The 17102-nt window shown below is 39.9% G+C and carries 15 protein-coding genes and 3 tRNA genes; 6 read left to right on the top strand and 12 right to left on the bottom strand.

Annotation, left to right across the window (positions count from 1 at the left end; translation table 11 throughout):
* Positions 1 to 139: 139 nt before the first annotated feature.
* From ABTV71_RS11535 to ABTV71_RS11515, 5 genes are all read right to left on the bottom strand, one after another.
* Positions 140 to 3322 (bottom strand): efflux RND transporter permease subunit, encoded by a 3183-nt coding sequence (locus ABTV71_RS11535; RefSeq protein ID WP_121121911.1) that lies wholly within the window; start codon positions 3320 to 3322, stop codon positions 140 to 142.
* Between the two features lie 65 nt (positions 3323 to 3387).
* Positions 3388 to 4443 carry an efflux RND transporter periplasmic adaptor subunit gene (locus tag ABTV71_RS11530; RefSeq protein WP_433903298.1) on the bottom strand — a complete coding sequence of 352 codons (1056 nt, stop codon included), beginning with the start codon at positions 4441 to 4443 and terminating at the stop codon, positions 3388 to 3390.
* A gap of 14 nt (positions 4444 to 4457) precedes the next feature.
* Positions 4458 to 5801, bottom strand: coding sequence for a TolC family protein (locus ABTV71_RS11525; RefSeq protein WP_121121907.1), 1344 nt, complete (start codon positions 5799 to 5801; stop codon positions 4458 to 4460).
* A gap of 28 nt (positions 5802 to 5829) precedes the next feature.
* Positions 5830 to 6429, bottom strand: coding sequence for a TetR/AcrR family transcriptional regulator (locus tag ABTV71_RS11520; RefSeq protein ID WP_433903297.1), 600 nt, complete (start codon positions 6427 to 6429; stop codon positions 5830 to 5832).
* A gap of 172 nt (positions 6430 to 6601) precedes the next feature.
* Positions 6602 to 7273, bottom strand: a complete 672-nt coding sequence (locus ABTV71_RS11515; protein WP_077434873.1) for an NUDIX hydrolase — start codon at positions 7271 to 7273, stop codon at positions 6602 to 6604.
* Positions 7274 to 7458: 185 nt separating this feature from the next.
* On the opposite strand from ABTV71_RS11515, the gene pfkA reads away from it, so the two are divergent.
* From pfkA to ABTV71_RS11485, 6 genes are all read left to right on the top strand, one after another.
* The gene (gene pfkA, locus ABTV71_RS11510) at positions 7459 to 8436 is read left to right on the top strand and encodes a 6-phosphofructokinase (protein WP_433903706.1); all 978 of its coding nucleotides are present in this window, start codon (positions 7459 to 7461) and stop codon (positions 8434 to 8436) included.
* A gap of 18 nt (positions 8437 to 8454) precedes the next feature.
* Positions 8455 to 9306, top strand: a complete 852-nt coding sequence (locus ABTV71_RS11505; protein ID WP_104382338.1) for a hypothetical protein — start codon at positions 8455 to 8457, stop codon at positions 9304 to 9306.
* Between the two features lie 4 nt (positions 9307 to 9310).
* Positions 9311 to 10309 (top strand): type I glyceraldehyde-3-phosphate dehydrogenase, encoded by a 999-nt coding sequence (gene gap / locus ABTV71_RS11500; RefSeq protein ID WP_077434877.1) that lies wholly within the window; start codon positions 9311 to 9313, stop codon positions 10307 to 10309.
* 176 nt (positions 10310 to 10485) lie between these two features.
* A tRNA-Phe gene (locus ABTV71_RS11495) sits at positions 10486 to 10561 on the top strand.
* A gap of 49 nt (positions 10562 to 10610) precedes the next feature.
* A tRNA-Gly gene (locus tag ABTV71_RS11490) sits at positions 10611 to 10683 on the top strand.
* 5 nt (positions 10684 to 10688) lie between these two features.
* Positions 10689 to 10773, top strand: a tRNA-Leu gene (locus ABTV71_RS11485).
* Here ABTV71_RS11485 and ABTV71_RS11480 read toward each other — a convergent pair.
* The 7 genes from ABTV71_RS11480 to ABTV71_RS11450 all read right to left on the bottom strand — a co-directional run bounded on the left by ABTV71_RS11480 (position 10739) and on the right by ABTV71_RS11450 (position 17090).
* Positions 10739 to 12346: a recombinase family protein gene (locus ABTV71_RS11480; RefSeq protein ID WP_433903296.1), complete on the bottom strand. Its 1608-nt coding sequence runs from the start codon at positions 12344 to 12346 to the stop codon at positions 10739 to 10741. The genes ABTV71_RS11485 and ABTV71_RS11480 overlap by 35 nt on opposite strands.
* A gap of 321 nt (positions 12347 to 12667) precedes the next feature.
* Positions 12668 to 12973 (bottom strand): hypothetical protein, encoded by a 306-nt coding sequence (locus ABTV71_RS11475; protein WP_433903295.1) that lies wholly within the window; start codon positions 12971 to 12973, stop codon positions 12668 to 12670.
* Positions 12974 to 13024: 51 nt separating this feature from the next.
* Positions 13025 to 13960, bottom strand: a complete 936-nt coding sequence (locus ABTV71_RS11470; protein ID WP_433903294.1) for a hypothetical protein — start codon at positions 13958 to 13960, stop codon at positions 13025 to 13027.
* A 257-nt stretch (positions 13961 to 14217) separates the two neighbouring features.
* Positions 14218 to 15018 carry a DUF3560 domain-containing protein gene (locus ABTV71_RS11465; protein WP_433903293.1) on the bottom strand — a complete coding sequence of 267 codons (801 nt, stop codon included), beginning with the start codon at positions 15016 to 15018 and terminating at the stop codon, positions 14218 to 14220.
* Positions 15019 to 15043: 25 nt separating this feature from the next.
* Entirely contained in the window at positions 15044 to 15859 is an 816-nt protein-coding gene (locus ABTV71_RS11460) for a DNA adenine methylase (RefSeq protein ID WP_433903292.1), read from the bottom strand.
* Between the two features lie 36 nt (positions 15860 to 15895).
* On the bottom strand, positions 15896 to 16813 hold the full coding sequence (locus ABTV71_RS11455) for a hypothetical protein (RefSeq protein ID WP_433903291.1): 918 nt from the start codon (positions 16811 to 16813) through the stop codon (positions 15896 to 15898).
* 10 nt (positions 16814 to 16823) lie between these two features.
* On the bottom strand, positions 16824 to 17090 hold the full coding sequence (locus ABTV71_RS11450) for a hypothetical protein (protein WP_433903290.1): 267 nt from the start codon (positions 17088 to 17090) through the stop codon (positions 16824 to 16826).
* Positions 17091 to 17102 lie beyond the last annotated feature (12 nt).

Genomic DNA, 17102 nt, shown 5'->3' with positions numbered 1-17102 from the left:
TTAAGTATATATATATTTTGTTAATGCGGTCGCAATGTAATAAAAAATATCTATGCAATCGATTGATTAACCTAAATTTAATACAAAAAAAAGGAGGCCAATAACTTAGCCTCCTTTCTTTTGTAAAATTGATATATGTTTAATGTTCTGCGACATCAACATGGTCGTAATCTTCTACCATGAGCGCCTCATAATCAGTCTTTTCCTTTTTTCCGAAACGACGTTGCAAGCTATCGAAGATTGAATATACAACTGGGACGACAACTAGCGTCAAGAACAAAGAGGACAACAGACCACCAATAATTACGATTGCCAAACCTCTATTCATATCGGCACCATCACCTGTGGCAATAGCTATTGGAATCATACCGAATACCATCGCGATTGTCGTCATCAAAATCGGACGAAGACGGGCATGGTTCGCTGCAACTAATGCATCGTGGGTAGTATCTCCTGCTTCTTTACGATGGTTAGCAAAGTCCACCAGCATAATCGCATTCTTGGCTACCAGTCCGATCAGCATAATGATACCCAAAATCGTGAATATATTCAACGTTTGATTTCCCAAAGCCAAGAACAATAATGCCCCGATAAATGACAATGGAATAGAGAACAAGACAACAAATGGAGTGATAAAACTATCATACAAAGCAACCATTACCAAATATACCAGGATAATAGATGCCAATAAGGCAATTCCTAAAGTTCCAAAACCTTCGGTTTGGTTCTCCATGTTACCACCCCAAATAAATACGATTCCTGGTTTGCGCGGTAGTTTTTCAAACTGCGCCTGCCATTCCTGAGCTACTGTACCCATCGGTCTACCGATGGCCTGTCCCTGAATGGACACCGCTGGCGATTTGTCCCGGCGTTCCAACAAAGTGGGGCCAGAACCATAAGTGACGTTGGCAAATTGCTCCAATGAAATCGAAGCACCCTTATTGTTAATAAACTTTAAATCACGCACATTGTCGATATTTGCACGACCACTTTCGGTGTAACGGATATTAATATCATACTCGTTATCCCCTGCCCTATATTTATTATCGGTATTTCCCGAAAATGCAGTTTGCATAGTCATACCAACGGTCGATACATTCAAGCCCAGGGATGTCATTTTATTACGGTCAATTTTCACATTGATCTCTGGGTTACCCGCTTCAGAGGTCAGTTTTACTCCCGCAGCTCCCGGAATTTTGCGCAATTGGTCCGCAGCTTTCTCCGCAAATTCTTGCGCGTCTTCGACCGAGGCACCAATGATGGTCAGCTTCAATGGCGCCTGCTCAGCTCCCATAATACCAACGTTCACAGTTTTAACCTTGGCACCAATCAGTTTATTTTCCAATTCACGTTTTAAGGTTGCGGAATACACCTGAGAATTTCCTTCAAAATTCTCCTTGTCCAGAATAACATGTATTTCGGATTTATAACGAGATCCTGTAGTGGAAGCCATACCATCCGAAGATTGTCCGACCGTAGTGATTATTTCTTTAACGTCTGGCTTGGATTTAAGATAAGCCTCCGCTTTCTGTGTCAATAAGTTAGTTTTTTCTAAGGAAGCGTCTTTATCGAGTTCCAATTGGATAAAAAATTCCTTACGGTCGATACCCGGAAAAAAATCCGAACCGATATAGCCCTTCACTACCAATGAAAATGAAGCAATCAAAAGTCCTATCGCAAGACCTAGCGTAGCCAGTTTAGTCAATCGTGTTTTTAAAGACCACACCAACAATCCCGATACCCAATGCGTAAACGCGGTCAAACCACTCTCGAATCCATGTATTATGCGTCCAAAGAAAGATGTTTTGCTCAAGTGTTCAAGTTTTCCGAAACGTGAGTACAACCAAGGAACTACCGTGAATGAAACAAGTAAAGATAACATGGTAGAGATAATCACGGTCACACAGAATTGTGCCAGGATATTTGCAACCAGTCCTGTAGACATCGCAATTGGCAAGAACACCACCACGATAACCAAAGTAATCGCCGTAACGGTAAATCCAATTTCGGAAGCACCATCAAATGCCGCACGCACCTTATTTTTACCCATCTCCATATGGCGGTGAATATTCTCGATAACAACGATCGCATCATCCACCAGGATACCCACCACAAGGGATAAACCTAACAGTGACATCAAGTTTAACGTATAGCCCATCAAAAGTAAGCCAATGAAGGTTGCAATCAACGACAGCGGAATCGCCACCATTGTAATTGCAGCATTTCGCAAACTCTGTAAGAAAAACAACATAATAAAACCTACTAATGCAATTGCGATCATCAAATCATGGATTACGTTGTCAGCCGCATTCAAGGTAAAATCTGAAGAGTCATTGGCCACCAAAATTTTAATATTTTGCGCAGCATAATCCTTCTCAACCCCGCTAATTACCTTTCCATTTTTATCATGTACCGCGATGGTTTTCTTTACCGCTTCGGATACAGCTACTGCATTGGCATCCGATTGTTTAAAGACCTGCAACAAAATAGTATTCTGGCGATCCAAACGAGCTACTTTTTCAATTTCTTTGATACCATCCTGAACGTCTGCAATATCACGTAAATAGATCTGAATACCTGCCGGAGTTGTAATCGGCAAGTTACGTAGCTCCTCAATTGAGGTAACCTTTCCCGCTAACCGGATTGTGGTTCTATTATCACGCGTGCTTACGTTACCTGTAGGAAAATCCAAATTAGATGCTGCTACAGTTTGTTGCACCTGTGAGATTGTCAATCCATAACCTTCGATTTTCTTAGGATCCACAGAAATTTGGATCTCACGTTCTTCACCACCAATCATGTCTACTTTTGCAACCCCATTAATACGTGCAAACACAGGCTGGATTTTATTGTCCAGGAGGTCGTATAACTCTTTCTCGGACAAGTTTGAGGTAACGGCCAAACTCATGATCGCGACATCATCCAACGAGAACTTGGACAGGGAGGGTGTCTCCACATCATCAGGCAAGTCGTTTATGACGGCATTTATCTTCCGCTGGGCATCAGTAAGCAGAAAGTTGACGTCAGCGCCATTGTTAAGGGTAATCATAACGATCGACACCCCTTCAAGCGAGGTCGATTCTACTTTTTTGATACTTTCCAAGGATGAAATAGCATCCTCAATTTTCTTGGTGACAGAGCTCTCCACCTCCGCGGGGGATGCCCCAGGATAAACCGTCTGCACTGTGATGACGTTGATCTCAAATTTAGGGACTAACTCGTACCCTAATTGAGTATAGGAAAACAACCCGCCTAATGTGAGTATTATAAATAATACGATAATTATACTGGGACGTTTTATCGATATTTCGGTAATTTTCATTAGAATTATTTGTTTTTAATGGTAATGAAACCACGACTTCATTTGCTACTGGTTTTCAGTAAACATTATTTAATAATTTCAACAGGGCTCTGATCAAACAAATTGATTTGGCCAGAAACAATTACTTGATCACCATTTTGCAGGCCGCCCAAAATTTCAATATAATCGCCGAAGTTCCTTCCGGATTTCACATTGGTTTCGATTGCTTTACCATTTTTAAGCACGAATATTTTATTGTCGCTCACACTACCGACAAATGCATTACGGGGCACGATCAAGGTATTGCTGGCAACGCCCTCGCCAAAAATCGCTGTGCCATACATACCGGCACGCAATTGATTGGATGAGTTATTGACTTCAATTTCCACTGGGAAATTTAAGCTTCCGTCCGATTTGGGCGCGATAAATGTCACTTTACCAGTGAATCTTTGGTCAGCATAAACACTTGCCGACACATCCACAGATTGACCGATTTTTAACGTTGCCACATTTTTCTCATCCACATTCACACGTAATTTTAACGTGCCTACATTCACGATATCGAATGCTGCAGCTCCAATATTTAAATAAGTTCCGGGTTCTATTTTACGTGCATTGACCACTCCTGAAACAGATGTTTTGATGGTTACATCGCCTGCGTTCAATTTTGAAGCCTTTAAATTATTTTTGGCATTTTCATATTGTAATTTCACCTGATCCAATTGCTGTTTGGTAACGCCTCCCGTAGAATAAGCGCTTTCAAAACGATGCAGGTCAGCCTGGGCATTGGTAAAGGCTGCCTGAGCATTCGCTACATTGACATTCAGCTTATCTCCTTCAATGATCGCCAATGTTTGCCCGGCACTCACACGTGATCCTTCATCGACCAATACCTTAACTACTCTACCGGCAGTTTCTGCAGAGACCGTTACTTCTTGCTTCGGTGCAAAGGTTCCATTCGCAGTATAACGCAAATCCATCGAAGCGACCTTTGCGGTATCAATACGAACGGCAATAGACGCATTGGTTTTGGCGACTTCAGCAGTCTCAGCTTCGTTCTTCTTTTTATTTTTATTTAACACAAAAAATATTCCTGCAAGACCAGCAGCAATAATAAGTAGGGTAATAATTCCGCGTTTCATATCGTATTAGTCAATTATTCGTTAATTAGTGATTTGAGATTGCCGTTTGCTTTAATCAGTTGAACTTCAGCCACCTTATAATCAAGCAAAGACGTATTTAAATTATTTTGTGCATCAGCATAAGCTTTCTCTGCGTCCAGTAGATCTGTCAACGTCGCCAAACCGTTCTTGTAGTTATTGTTTGTATCCTCCAGGACGGACTTAGCCAAATCCACATTTTTGCGATTCGACTCAATCGTCAAAAGTGTATTCTTGATTTGCACTTTGGAATTTTCCGCAGCCATACTCAGCGCTAATTTTGTATCAGCGATATCGACCTGAAGCTTATCAATATCGATCTGAGCTTGACGAACCTTGGATTTTGTCAAGAAACCATTAAAAATAGGAACGGATAAATTCAAGCCGATTCCCGAGAAACTAGACCAGTTTACACCTTCAGCCTTTGAAAATATAGGAAATACTGGCCCCAGACCTTGACGTCCATAATTAGCAGTCAGTGACAATGTTGGATAATATTTTGAAATCTCGGCTTTTTTATTGAGCTCCAATAAGTCATTTTGCTTCGTAAGCACCTGAATCTCTGTTCTATTGGAAACATCAATTGGATTATAAACGGCATTTAACGCAACCGTTTCAAAGGTTGAGCTTGGCATGACGATCTGTTCATCCATGGACATACCAATAACAAATTTAAGTGCATTTTCTTTAAGTTCAACTGCATTAATCAACTGCTGTCTAGATGCTTTTAGATTTGTAACCGCTACATTTGTACGATCCAGATCAATTTTCTTGGCTAATCCATTATTATATAGACCTTCGATCACGTCTCTTGTTTTGGTCGTGCTTTCTAAGTTATTATCAACTGTTTTTAATTGTAATTTGGATTGATAAACATCATAATAGCTATTGGCTACTTTTTCAATTAACTGTTCATCCGTCAACGTTTTATTAATCAGGTAAAATTCGCGTGTAGTTTTCGCGGCCTTTAATCCGGTAAATACTGTTTGATTAAACAATTGTTGATTCAAACTTATCGAATTTGTTGATTGCCATTTTTGTCCGAAAGCGGCCATTACTGTTGTTCCAGGCTGACCGACAAGCTCACCGGGCAATGCAACTTTTTGAATCATGGGATTATACGTTATTCCCCCTGTAAAATTGATCTGTGGTAATGCGCCCGATTTAACCTCAGCGATCTTATGCTCCGCATTCTGCACATCGAGTGTTGCTTTTTTTGCATCAGCTTTATTCTGCAGAGCAAATTTGATCGCATCACTTAGGCTTAATTGCTGCTGTGCATGACTTTGGAAAACCATCGTACCTAATAAAAGGCTGGCTAGTATTCTGATTGTTTTCATTCCTAATTTATTTGTCCTAATTTTATATCTACTTTTTATTTATACCATTAAAAAACAGCTTCGTAGCCAACTTCTGTTTCTGTAATACTTCATCAAAACGATCCTGATTTGGTATCCCAGAAATGATATCTGAAATATTACACATCAAGGATAGACTCTTCATCAGTTCCACATAGATTTCCGCTGTTTCATACAAATGTTCTTCGTTGAGTTCCCCCTTCTCCGCGCCTACCTTAAATATTTCATAGAGCGCCTTTACATCACGATTATGGAGACACTGAAAGAAATCCTGCATCGAAAGCCCTTTAATCCACTCTAGGTTCTCGTTCATGTGCAACATATAATACTTACGTACAAATGCATCTCTTAATTCCAGGATCTTCATAATCAGTTCGTAGGTTGTACCTTTATGTATGGCGACCAACTTCTCCTCCTCCTCCCGGTACGCATCGGTCAAACGTATAATGACGTCACGTATAAGCGCATTCTTTTCCGAGTAATAATAATATAAATTCGCCTTGGTGATTTTTATATCCTCCGCAATTTCATTCATTGTTGTCTTACTAAATCCATAATGCATAAAGCGTCTTATGGCAGCATCAATGATCTGGTCTTTTCTATCTTCCATTCTTCAAAAAACTCCTTTCTACTTTCTGACTTTTATCAGAAATTGTTCAAAAATATAAAAAGTAACATCTCGCACAAAATATATTTTAAAATCGATAATAATTTGATACTTAGTTGACAACAAAAAAGGCAAACTTTAGAAGTTTGCCTTGCCCATAATAACTCAGATTTGATTAAAACGCTACAGTATTCTGAAAATGTTTGAGGAATTTTCTTTTATCCAGTTTATACAGACGAGCCGCCCGATAAGCAACTCCGGTCTGAACTTCATCCAGTTCCTTTAGAAAACCGTAATTCTGCATTTTCTTTCTAAAATTGCGTTTATCCAATGTTTTATTTAATATTCCCTCATACACCAATTGCAACTGGGTGAGGGTGAATTTTTCAGGTAACAATTCAAAAGCGATCGGTTTATAGGCCAGACGACGCTGCAATCTTTCCAGACATAGGTCCAAAATCTGCTTATGGTCAAATGCCAGTTCGGGAACATTTCTCACCGGAAACCATTTTGCCTGTTTCATGTAATTTGTAACAGGCTTTGTTTTTAATTTTGTATTGTCAAGTTGGACAAGGGCATAATAAGCTACGGTCAGAATACGTCCTTTTGGATGCCGTTTGAGGCCCGCAAAAGAATGTAACTGATCCATAAATACATCTTTCAAACCTGTATTTTCATACAAAATTCTTTTTACGGCATCTTCCATCTCTTCGTCATTATCCACGAAAAAGCCTGGCAATGCCCACCAATCCTTAAAAGGATATTCATTTCTTTCAGCCAAAAGAACTTTTAATTCTCCTTCATGAAAGCCTAATATGACACAGTCTACGGTAAAATTACTATACAAAACTTCTAAATTTATTTATGTGCATTATACTGAGCTAAATTTATCGGCTACTAATCATCGGGTTATCTGTAACAATTATACGCTTCCTAAACGTGATGCGCAAAAAAATAATGAAAAATTTATTCAAAGTGTAGAATATACACTATAAAAATCTTATATTCGTAAAACCTAAAATATAGAGTGTGATAAAAGAAATTAAAAAAATAGGCGTATTAACATCTGGCGGTGACGCACCCGGTATGAATGCTTGCATTCGTGCTGTTGTCCGTACAGCGCTACATAAGGGCCTCCAGGTAACTGGGATTTATCAGGGTTATCAAGGTCTGATTGACGGAAATTTTAAAGAAATGGATACCCGCTCAGTGAGCAACATCATACAGCGTGGTGGTACGATATTAAAAACAGCACGTTGTCTTGAGTTTAAAACAACTGAAGGACGAAAAGTCGCTTACGATAATTTGAAGGCAGCAGAAATTGATGCTTTGGTGGTGATCGGTGGTGACGGAACTTTTACCGGTGCGAATTTCTTCTCCAAAGAATTTGAGATTCCCATTGTAGGTATCCCTGGAACGATTGACAACGACCTTTACGGGTCTGACTATACCATTGGTTATGATACAGCCAATAACACCGTTATCGAGGCCATTGATAAAATCAGAGATACGGCTGCCTCCCATGAGCGCCTTTTCTTTGTTGAAGTCATGGGCAGAGACTCGGGATGTATCGCATTAAACGCTGGAATTGCCGGTGGTGCAGAGGCCATCCTACTTCCGGAGAAAGAGACAGCTATTGATGACTTAATCCGTCACTTGGAAGATGGTGCGATTAAAAAGAAATCCTCGTCCATTGTTATTGTTGCTGAAGGTGACCAAAATGGTGGTGCATACTATGTCGCAAAAAAAGTAAAGGAAAAATTTGATCATTACGACACGAAAGTTAGTATATTAGGGCATTTACAACGTGGTGGATCTCCGACGAGTTTCGACCGCGTATTAGCCAGTCGATTGGGGTTTGCTGCCGTGAATGAAATTTTAGCGGGCAATACACGCATCACCGTGGGGCTTCGTGGCAATGAAATCAAAACCACACCGATTGAAGAGGCTATCAGCAACAAGGAAATTAAACTTAGTCCTGATCTATTGGAAATGGCTGAGATTTTATAACATAAAGCAAAGCAGACTATGATAGCAGTAGTATACAGTGGATCTCGATTCTCAGACTGGCGGTTGGCTGACAAAGGCCGGATAACCACCGGATTCCGCATGAATGGTATCAACCCTTATCTTCAGGATGAAAGGTCCATACTACAGCATTTAAATAGAAACACCAATCTGATCAATAACGCTGAAAAAATTAAGCGTATTTATTTTTTTGGTGCCGGTTCTTCCTCCAAGGAACGCAAAGATAAAATCAAAAATGTCTTCGAACGCTTCTTTGTCAACGCAAGGGTCAAGGTTGACCACGATGTCATTGCTTCGGCAATTTCAACTTTCGGGGATGAAAAAGGCATTGTGGGCATCATTGGAAGCGGATCGAACGCGGCTTATTATACCGGCAAGAAAATCATAGAGAACAACTACGGCTTGGGCTATATCCTCGCGGACGAAGGGGCGACAAACTGGAATAGCCAGCAGTTGCTGAAACACTATATGACAGACACCCTCCCGCTCGATCTGAAAGAAAAATTGGAGAAAGAGTTTACCCTGGATAAGAAAAGTATTTTGGAGAAGGTGTATATCGCACCGCAACCTACTAACTTCTTAAATTCATTTACGGATTTTGTACTTGAAAACAAGGAGCATCTCTTTATCAATCAGCTGATCAAAAATGGATTACGTATTTTCATTAAAACCTATATTAAGCCATTAATGAAGGAGTATCCGGATAGTGATGTGAATTTTACGGGTTCGGTGGCATTCAATTATGAAAACATCCTCCGGGAGGTAGCAACAGATGAATTTAATATCAGTATTGGCACCGTGGTCAAGGAGCCGATACATAATTTAATTAAATATTATATCAATAAAAATTAAGAATATGAAAATTGGAATTAACGGATTTGGCCGTATTGGTCGTTTAGCATTCAGAGCTGCTATCAATCGTCCAGAAATTGAAATTGTTGGTATCAATGACTTAGTTGAGCCGGATTACATGGCTTATATGTTGAAATACGATTCAACTCACGGTAAATTTGACGGTACCGTAGAGGTGAAAGACGGTAACTTGGTCGTGAATGGCAAAACAATCCGTGTGACTGCTGAAAAAGATCCGGCAAACTTGAAATGGAATGAAGTAGGTGCTGAAGTAATCATCGAATCTACAGGTTTCTTCCTGACGCAAGAGTTAGCTCAAAAACACATTGATGCAGGTGCGAAAAAAGTTGTGATGTCAGCTCCGGCAAAAGATGATACACCTACTTTCGTTATGGGTGTAAACCACAAAGAATTAAAAGCTGATCAACATATCGTTTCGAATGCTTCTTGTACAACAAACTGTTTGGCGCCTATCGCTAAGGTATTGAATGACAAATTCGGTATCGTTGAAGGTTTGATGACTACTGTACATGCAGTAACAGCTACGCAAAAAACCGTGGATGGTCCTTCTGTAAAAGACTGGAGAGGTGGCCGTGGAGCTTACCAAAACATTATCCCTTCTTCTACGGGTGCTGCTAAGGCTGTAGGTCTTGTTCTTCCTGAATTGAAAGGTAAACTGACAGGTATGTCGCTACGTGTTCCTACTGCTGACGTTTCAGTTGTTGACTTAACAGTACGCCTAAACAAAGGTGCTTCATACGAAGAGATCAAAACTGCGATGAAAGAAGCTTCTGAAGGTGAATTGAAAGGTATCTTGGGTTACACAGAGGACGAGGTTGTTTCAACTGACTTCTTAGGTGATGCACGTACTTCAATCTTCGATGCTAAAGCTGGTATTTCTTTGAATGATAACTTCGTTAAGGTTGTATCTTGGTATGACAACGAGTGGGGGTATTCAAACAAAATCGTTGATTTAGTATTAGAAGTAGGTAAATTATCTTAAACAGATCCACCTAGACAGTATTGGAGGGCTATTCAGATCGAATAGCCCTTTATTTTTTCCGCTTAGGAATCAACAGGTTGGCGTTTAAACGCAAAAAAAAGCACTTTTGCTTTTTGTATTTCAAATAATCCCTCTATATTTGCAGCATCAATAAGACAAACGTCTAGCATTGAAAAGGTGCCATAGCTCAGTTGGTAGAGCAAAGGACTGAAAATCCTTGTGTCGCTGGTTCGAATCCAGCTGGCACCACCAAAAGAAACAGAACGCGATGTTCTGAAATACTTGAAAAAATAAATTCCATGCGAAAATAGCTCAGTTGGTAGAGCACAACCTTGCCAAGGTTGGGGTCGCGAGTTCGAATCTCGTTTTTCGCTCACCTGCCTAGGTGGTGGAACTGGTAGACACGCAGGACTTAAAATCCTGTTCCCGTTAAGGGAGTGCGGGTTCGATTCCCGCCCTAGGTACTAAAGTTGCAAAAGAGGAATAATCCAGATCTAATTCTGGTATTCCTCTTTTCTTTTTTGTAATAACTTGTTGAGAATAAGCAAGGTACAAAAAGACAAAATTTATCCTCTTGGTTCGACATTTGTCTGAATTCTTCGAATAGTATAATCCTTCAGGAAATATCAAATTTTGAATACTTTGCTTAGTGACATAATCGCTGGAAGCCCACGTAGACGGCATATTCACGGCAAAATCAATAGCTGCTTGTATGCATTCATCGAGGTTCGACACCTTGTTTGACGCTTTCTCCAGTTTAGCTTCCAATTCATACTTCTCCCCTTTATATTTAGCATTAAATTTTTGATACAACTCTTTATCAATTTCCTCTTCAATAAACCTTTCCTCCAATCTGTAAATTTTATCGTTTAAGGTTTTGTATTCCTTTTCCAGCAAATTGTAATCTTCCTCAGATTCTTTTGTTAGTTGATTAAATGTTGCTGTCATTTGCTCTATTAATAAGTCCAATATTTCCGACTGTGGATCAAGACTAAAATGGCTGAGAATGGATTCAAACTGTTTATTTAAGTCTCTGGCGCTTTTATTTACGCAACAATGCTTCGTATTGCATTTATAGTAATAAAGCCCTTTCTTTTTGACCAAATATCCTCGAAGCGGTTGATTGCATTTTTCACATAAAACAAATCGTTTTAAAGGTATGTGTTCGTTTTCTTCATTTACAGTGTATCCATGAGCATTTTGATTTAGTAAGCCGTTTACTTTAAGGAATACTTCAGGTGAAATCATTCTTTCATGTTTGCCTTCGACAATTTGGCCTTCCAAGGAATTGTGAACGATCAGTCCACAGTAAAAAGGATTATGAAATATCTTGGAGAGCATCTGATGGCTTATACGAAGTCCTTTTTCCGCTAATCTTTCGCGTATTGATTCACTGGTTAGTCCGTGATTGGCTTTCCACAGGAACGCCTGTCGGATAAGTTTACCTTTAGCATTCACTATTATCCTTCGCTCTTTTTTCTTCCCAATTATTTCAAAGCCCAATGCTGGTTTTGACGGCCACTCTCCTTTCAAGAGCATTTCCTTGATTCCATCCCGACATTTCTGTTTCCGTAATTGGTTATCAAATTCTCCAAATAAAAACAACATTTTTTGCTGCATTTGGCCGGAGGGATTTGATGTATCGATGGGCTGGGTAACTGATATGATCTCTATACCGAGTTTTCTAAGCTCTGAGCTTAGCCAAATTGAATTGTCATTTCTTGAAAATCGCTCCAGGCTTGCAACCAGGATTGATGATACTTTTTCCTTTGATTTTTTAACAAAGGAAATCATGGCAGAAAATTCCCTTCTTTCATCCGTCATTGCACTTTCATATGTACCCCCGAAGTTTGCCAAAACTGTAAGACCTTGCTGCTCCGCGTAATTATTACAATATTTTAACTGGGTCTCGAGGCTAAGATTCTTTTCCTGGTCCTTACTACTTACCCTGGTATAGATTACGCAATTTTTGCTATTCCTTAAATTCCCTTTTTGCGTCCCCTTAGCAAAAGTTTTAAATATCGATAATTCTTTCATAAACCACTGATTTGGAGTAAATAATTGTATTCTAAGGTAACCATTAATCCTCGGAACTCCTCCTCTTTAGCAGAAGATTATACCGTCTGAAAACAATTTCTGTAAACCGCTTTAAAACCGATATTAACTCGGCAGCCTCTTCCTCAGAAAGATTAGAAAATATGCCACTGGTTTTTACCTCTTGGGTCGTAAGGTCGTGCTTCCTTGACGGTTTAATTTTTCCTTTTCTTCTCACATCGCCGTTTCTCATGTCTTAATCTCCTAAAGGAAAATGGCCCATTAGGGCCATTGTTAATAAAAAAAATTACTGGATCCCAGCTTTTATAAAATTGCTTCTTTATTAAATAGCTTTGTATTATTTATGCCATGTTTTCTTACGGAATCTTTAAAATCCATCCATAAGCGGATATTTAAATCTGCTAACTCTTGCAATTCGTCGGCACTAAGTTTATGCGGGTTGAATACAGTGCCTGCTTTGTCATCACCTACTGGTGCTGTAAAGCCGAAAATATTGGGCGCATAGGCTTCGGCGATCTCTAAACTTTTTCCAATGGCAACACTATTGCCATATAATTTTATCGTTTTACCGTTGCTGAACGACAAAACCCGTTTTTTAATTTCTGCCATAAATGTTTCTTCTGTGTTTTACGTTAGTAGGTTAATAATGCTAATGCTGCACTATCGCTTAAGTATAGGGGAACGCTTTAGGCTCTTTTTTAATGCTTTTTGTCGCTCCAAATATTGATCACAGGTAACCATACATAGTTTTGAAAGACCGACCTTTTGGATGTGCTGCATTGCTTCCAGCAGAGTACCTTTTTTTATCATCGACAACGCTTTTAATCCCGCCGCTTTAGCAGATTCATTTACTGTTCCTTCTTTTGACAAGAGCGCATTTAAAATATCATGAGTGGGCGCCAATACAGTTAGCCGGTTAAGTTCTTTCTCAATATAGTTTCCATTATTGAGTTTAAGAACAAGCGTTCCTTGCTCTTGTTGGTGTCCTACGACTCTGCCAATACCATCCTCAGCCCATCTTTTAGACAGGAAAACGGGCTTTCCATAAAAAGTACTGAGTCCCTCTCCCAATGAAGAAGCAATAGTGCGGAGCCTGTTTTTATAAAACTGTGTCTGCTCCTGATAGGTACGAAACCTGCCAGCTACCAGTAAACGCTCTGCCGCTATATTATCAGTAAATGGCAAATAATCCTCTATACTGATTTTTCCCGTATGCTTTACCGAAACAGGGTTGCGGCTTTTCTGATAGAGCTGCGTTTTTAGATATTTCGGGTTGCTCAGGTTCAATTCCAGGATGAGTGATTTTTGCCTAAACTCAATAGCTTGTCTGGCAGCAGCATTGGCCATATCCAGTGCGGCAGCCGCTTTATCTTCGGCAAGCTTTATCCGGCCTTTTAGTTTCTGTTTGTTAAAGCGGTCCGTTTCTGTTTTCAGTTCTTGCCGGATTCTTTCTGCTCTACGTAGATGGACGATATGGTTATCCCTGCTTTTTTTTTCCTTAAGATCATACTTAGCAGCGATAAGAATATTTTTATTGAGCCGCTGAACGATCTTTTTTTCAAAGGGAATTCTTTTTCCTTTGAAACCCTGATCCATAAATCCGATTTTAGTAAATCGTGCGATAACGGATTTGCAAAGATCGAAGTCAGATTTTGATATCCAGCAGTTATTAGGATTGCTCCATCGCAATTTATTTTTCAGTAACTGTTTATGTCGTGCAGGAAGTTTAAAGTATGCTTCTTTCCCAGTATGGATCTCAAGGAAACCCGATTCTAAGTTCCTTATTAAATAATTCTCTTTTTTGTTTTCTTCACCCATCATTACTCCTCCTGGCCAGGTTGTGCTAATTACAACTATAGGCCCTTTCCTTTTCTGTTCTTTCTCGTTTTCTCTTCTAGAGTTATCTGTCCAGGAATCTTGCTTAAGCACTCCTTATAGAAATCCAGTTTTTCCCGGATATGTCCCAGCCGTTCTTCATAAAATGTCCTTTCCTTGTCACTGATTGGAACTGGTTTCGAGTGCGCATAGAATTTACCTTCTAATCTCCTATTACAAACCTTAAGATCGCGTTCGCATTCTTTGATCCTGTTTCCCAGGTAAAATGGATCTTCGTATTTTTTACCATCAGCTTCTTTTCTCGCCCATTCTGCCTGTTTCCTATAGAAATCTGCCTTATCCATTTCTTCGAAAGCTTTACCAAATTTGCTGTGGATTCTATCCCTGAAATTCCGATCAGCTTTTTCACTATGGTGGCCAACCAGAATCGGTTGTCCTAAAGGGATCTGGCCAGCCATTGATTTTGCCTGACCATAGAGTTGCTCTGATCGCTCATCTGATTTAGCAGCCCTCGCCAATGCCTGCTCCGCTCTTTCTTCTGATTTTTCTTTTTCGCGTTGTATCTGTTGCTCAAAACTCAGTTTTTCGCCGATAGTCTCCTTATAAATAAAGCCCATGTTATCGAGCTGACGTCTTAAATATCCGGCATTTTCACTCTTTGCCTTCGATATCCAACAGTTTTGAGTTTTACTCCACAAGCAATATCTTCTAATCGTATCTTTCTGTTCCGCGGTAAGCAATTCGAAAAACTGCTTTTCGGAGAAGATATTGACTTTGCCGGTCTCCAGGTTTATTAAGTAATGAGGTGGCTTCTCCATATATTTTCCGTTTTATATTTAATTCCTATCCTGGCAACTTGATGGGATAATTGGCAACCAACATTTCTACCTTCTTTTTTGGGTTGCCCCCTTTTATATTTACAGTAACCAGCATTTCCTTTTTCAGTACCTGCCATTTATACTTCTTAATAAACCGATCCAAAATTTCAGAAGGGTAAGAAGATAGTAGGAACTTACCATCAATGCGGGCGAGCATTTTCAGTAAAGATTCGTAATCCTGTTCCGTGTAACCTTTATAGTGTCCCATATTGGAACCGATATAAGGTGGGTCACAGTAAAAGAATGCATCCTTATGGTCCCGGCTCTGAATTATATATAGGGCGTCCGCACATTCGATCTGGGCATTGCGCAACCGTTGCAAATAGCGCTCATCGAAGCTTTGGCGTTTTACGTCGATTCTTTTCGAAGTTGAATTCTGCGTTTTATCATAGCCGAAAGGGCCATCCAATTTACCTGCAAAACCCAGCGCTGATAAGGTCCATACGGCCCAGGCACGTTTGACCTCATCAAAAAGATCCGGGTTATTATAAATTACGATTGCCGAATGATGGGCATCTCTGCTGTGCAGGGTCTGCTCTATCAAGGCAGCCAGTTCATCGAATCTCTTACTGGCCACCCTGTAAAAATTCATCAGCTCCTTATTGGTATCGTTGATAACCTCTATTTCTGAAGGAGGTTTCATAAAATAAACCGCGCCGCCACCCAAGAAGGGCTCACAGTAAAGGATATGCTCGGGTATGAGCGAAATGATCCATGGGGCGAGTGTCTGTTTACCACCATAGTAGGTTAAGGGTGGTCTTAGTCGTGTGTTTTTTTCCATGCTCACTAATGCGTTCTCACTGATTTAAAAATTATATTAAAATCCCGGTCCTTTTTTGCCTTTGCCCGGTTTTTTATTCTGATTCAATTTTGTCCACAACTGCCAATTCACAATTTTGCCCTTATCATTACGGACTTCAAGAGTTTTATCTTCTGGCTTGACATAAATACTGCCAGGAACTATCCGGCTGTTAATCATCAGGGATGTTTCATATTGCTTTCCTTTTCCAAGCCCTGCAAGCATCTCAGATAACTCGATAATATCCGGCTGCTTGACAAAAGGCATCTGCTTTATTGTTTCCGAAACATCGAAATCAGGATATACTTTCAAATAACCTTTCTCTTCCTTAACCCAGCAAAGCTCTCCTGATTCTTCATTACCGTGGTACTTTAACAGCGATCCTCCCTTCAATAACAGGACTGCCTGTTCAATGTCTATATCGTTACCATTATTATGAATGGGAACAACAATCATTTTCTCGTAGGGTGATCGGTCCGGTAAGGGGAGGATGTCCTCTAATACCGTATTGGCAAAATACTTCAATGAAAGCTTGTCGGCAATTTCCTTAGCTGTTGCATCGCCGCTGGTACGGAGTTGATCCAATTGCAGAAAAAAAGGTCTCAGAGCATCATTATTGTATAATAGAAAGAGTGCCCATTTAATTTCTTTCATCTGCCTTTCCAAATTAAGGGTATCGATTCCGGCATAATGTCCATGCTCAATTGGCACGATAAGCATTTTTGCAAGGTAATCATGGGAAATATAGTCACCATTGAATTCCCTTTGTATAGAAAATCGGTAATACACAGATTGATCTTGGCTTGTATCCATTACATTGAGGTTTATTTCCTCGGAATGGACGTTAATATTTTCCCTTGAAATGATTTCTTTAAACGGCAGCCCAAGGTTGCTCAGGCAATCCACCATGGTATCAAAATCTTTTGCTCTTATCATTTTAAACCATTTAAAGTTTTCTTCCTTTGCTTTTCCCAACCGTTTTCTTTTGAACCGCTTTCTTTTGAATACCATCGGCTGGAAAATCCTTACCTAATTCATGGTTTCTGCGGTTGAGTTCCATGCCTGCCAAAACCCTGGCATCTAGCTCACCGCTTAGGATACGGATGAGCAGATGCGTATGGGTAATGCTGAAAAGATAGAGCGGGTTCATCTCGTCTGATATAGCGCCGGTCTCGGATGCTTTTCTGTAAATATCAACTTGTTCGGGTGTCATAACTTCGCTGTT

This window comes from Sphingobacterium puteale, assembly GCF_050986225.1.
GTDB lineage: Bacteria > Bacteroidota > Bacteroidia > Sphingobacteriales > Sphingobacteriaceae > Sphingobacterium > Sphingobacterium puteale.
This window is presented reverse-complemented; position numbering and strand designations above follow the sequence as displayed.

Bases quoted from the DNA above. Each gene is read 5' to 3' on its own strand.
- ABTV71_RS11535 (WP_121121911.1), bottom strand. From the start codon at position 3,322: ATGAAAATTACCGAAATATCGATAAAACGTCCCAGTATAATTATCGTA.
- ABTV71_RS11530 (WP_433903298.1), bottom strand. From the start codon at position 4,443: ATGAAACGCGGAATTATTACCCTACTTATTATTGCTGCTGGTCTTGCA.
- ABTV71_RS11525 (WP_121121907.1), bottom strand. From the start codon at position 5,801: ATGAAAACAATCAGAATACTAGCCAGCCTTTTATTAGGTACGATGGTT.
- ABTV71_RS11520 (WP_433903297.1), bottom strand. From the start codon at position 6,429: ATGGAAGATAGAAAAGACCAGATCATTGATGCTGCCATAAGACGCTTT.
- ABTV71_RS11505 (WP_104382338.1), top strand. From the start codon at position 8,455: ATGATAGCAGTAGTATACAGTGGATCTCGATTCTCAGACTGGCGGTTG.
- gap (WP_077434877.1), top strand. From the start codon at position 9,311: ATGAAAATTGGAATTAACGGATTTGGCCGTATTGGTCGTTTAGCATTC.
- ABTV71_RS11480 (WP_433903296.1), bottom strand. From the start codon at position 12,346: ATGAAAGAATTATCGATATTTAAAACTTTTGCTAAGGGGACGCAAAAA.
- ABTV71_RS11475 (WP_433903295.1), bottom strand. From the start codon at position 12,973: ATGGCAGAAATTAAAAAACGGGTTTTGTCGTTCAGCAACGGTAAAACG.
- ABTV71_RS11470 (WP_433903294.1), bottom strand. From the start codon at position 13,960: ATGGATCAGGGTTTCAAAGGAAAAAGAATTCCCTTTGAAAAAAAGATC.
- ABTV71_RS11465 (WP_433903293.1), bottom strand. From the start codon at position 15,018: ATGGAGAAGCCACCTCATTACTTAATAAACCTGGAGACCGGCAAAGTC.
- ABTV71_RS11460 (WP_433903292.1), bottom strand. From the start codon at position 15,859: ATGGAAAAAAACACACGACTAAGACCACCCTTAACCTACTATGGTGGT.
- ABTV71_RS11455 (WP_433903291.1), bottom strand. From the start codon at position 16,813: ATGATAAGAGCAAAAGATTTTGATACCATGGTGGATTGCCTGAGCAAC.
- ABTV71_RS11450 (WP_433903290.1), bottom strand. From the start codon at position 17,090: ATGACACCCGAACAAGTTGATATTTACAGAAAAGCATCCGAGACCGGC.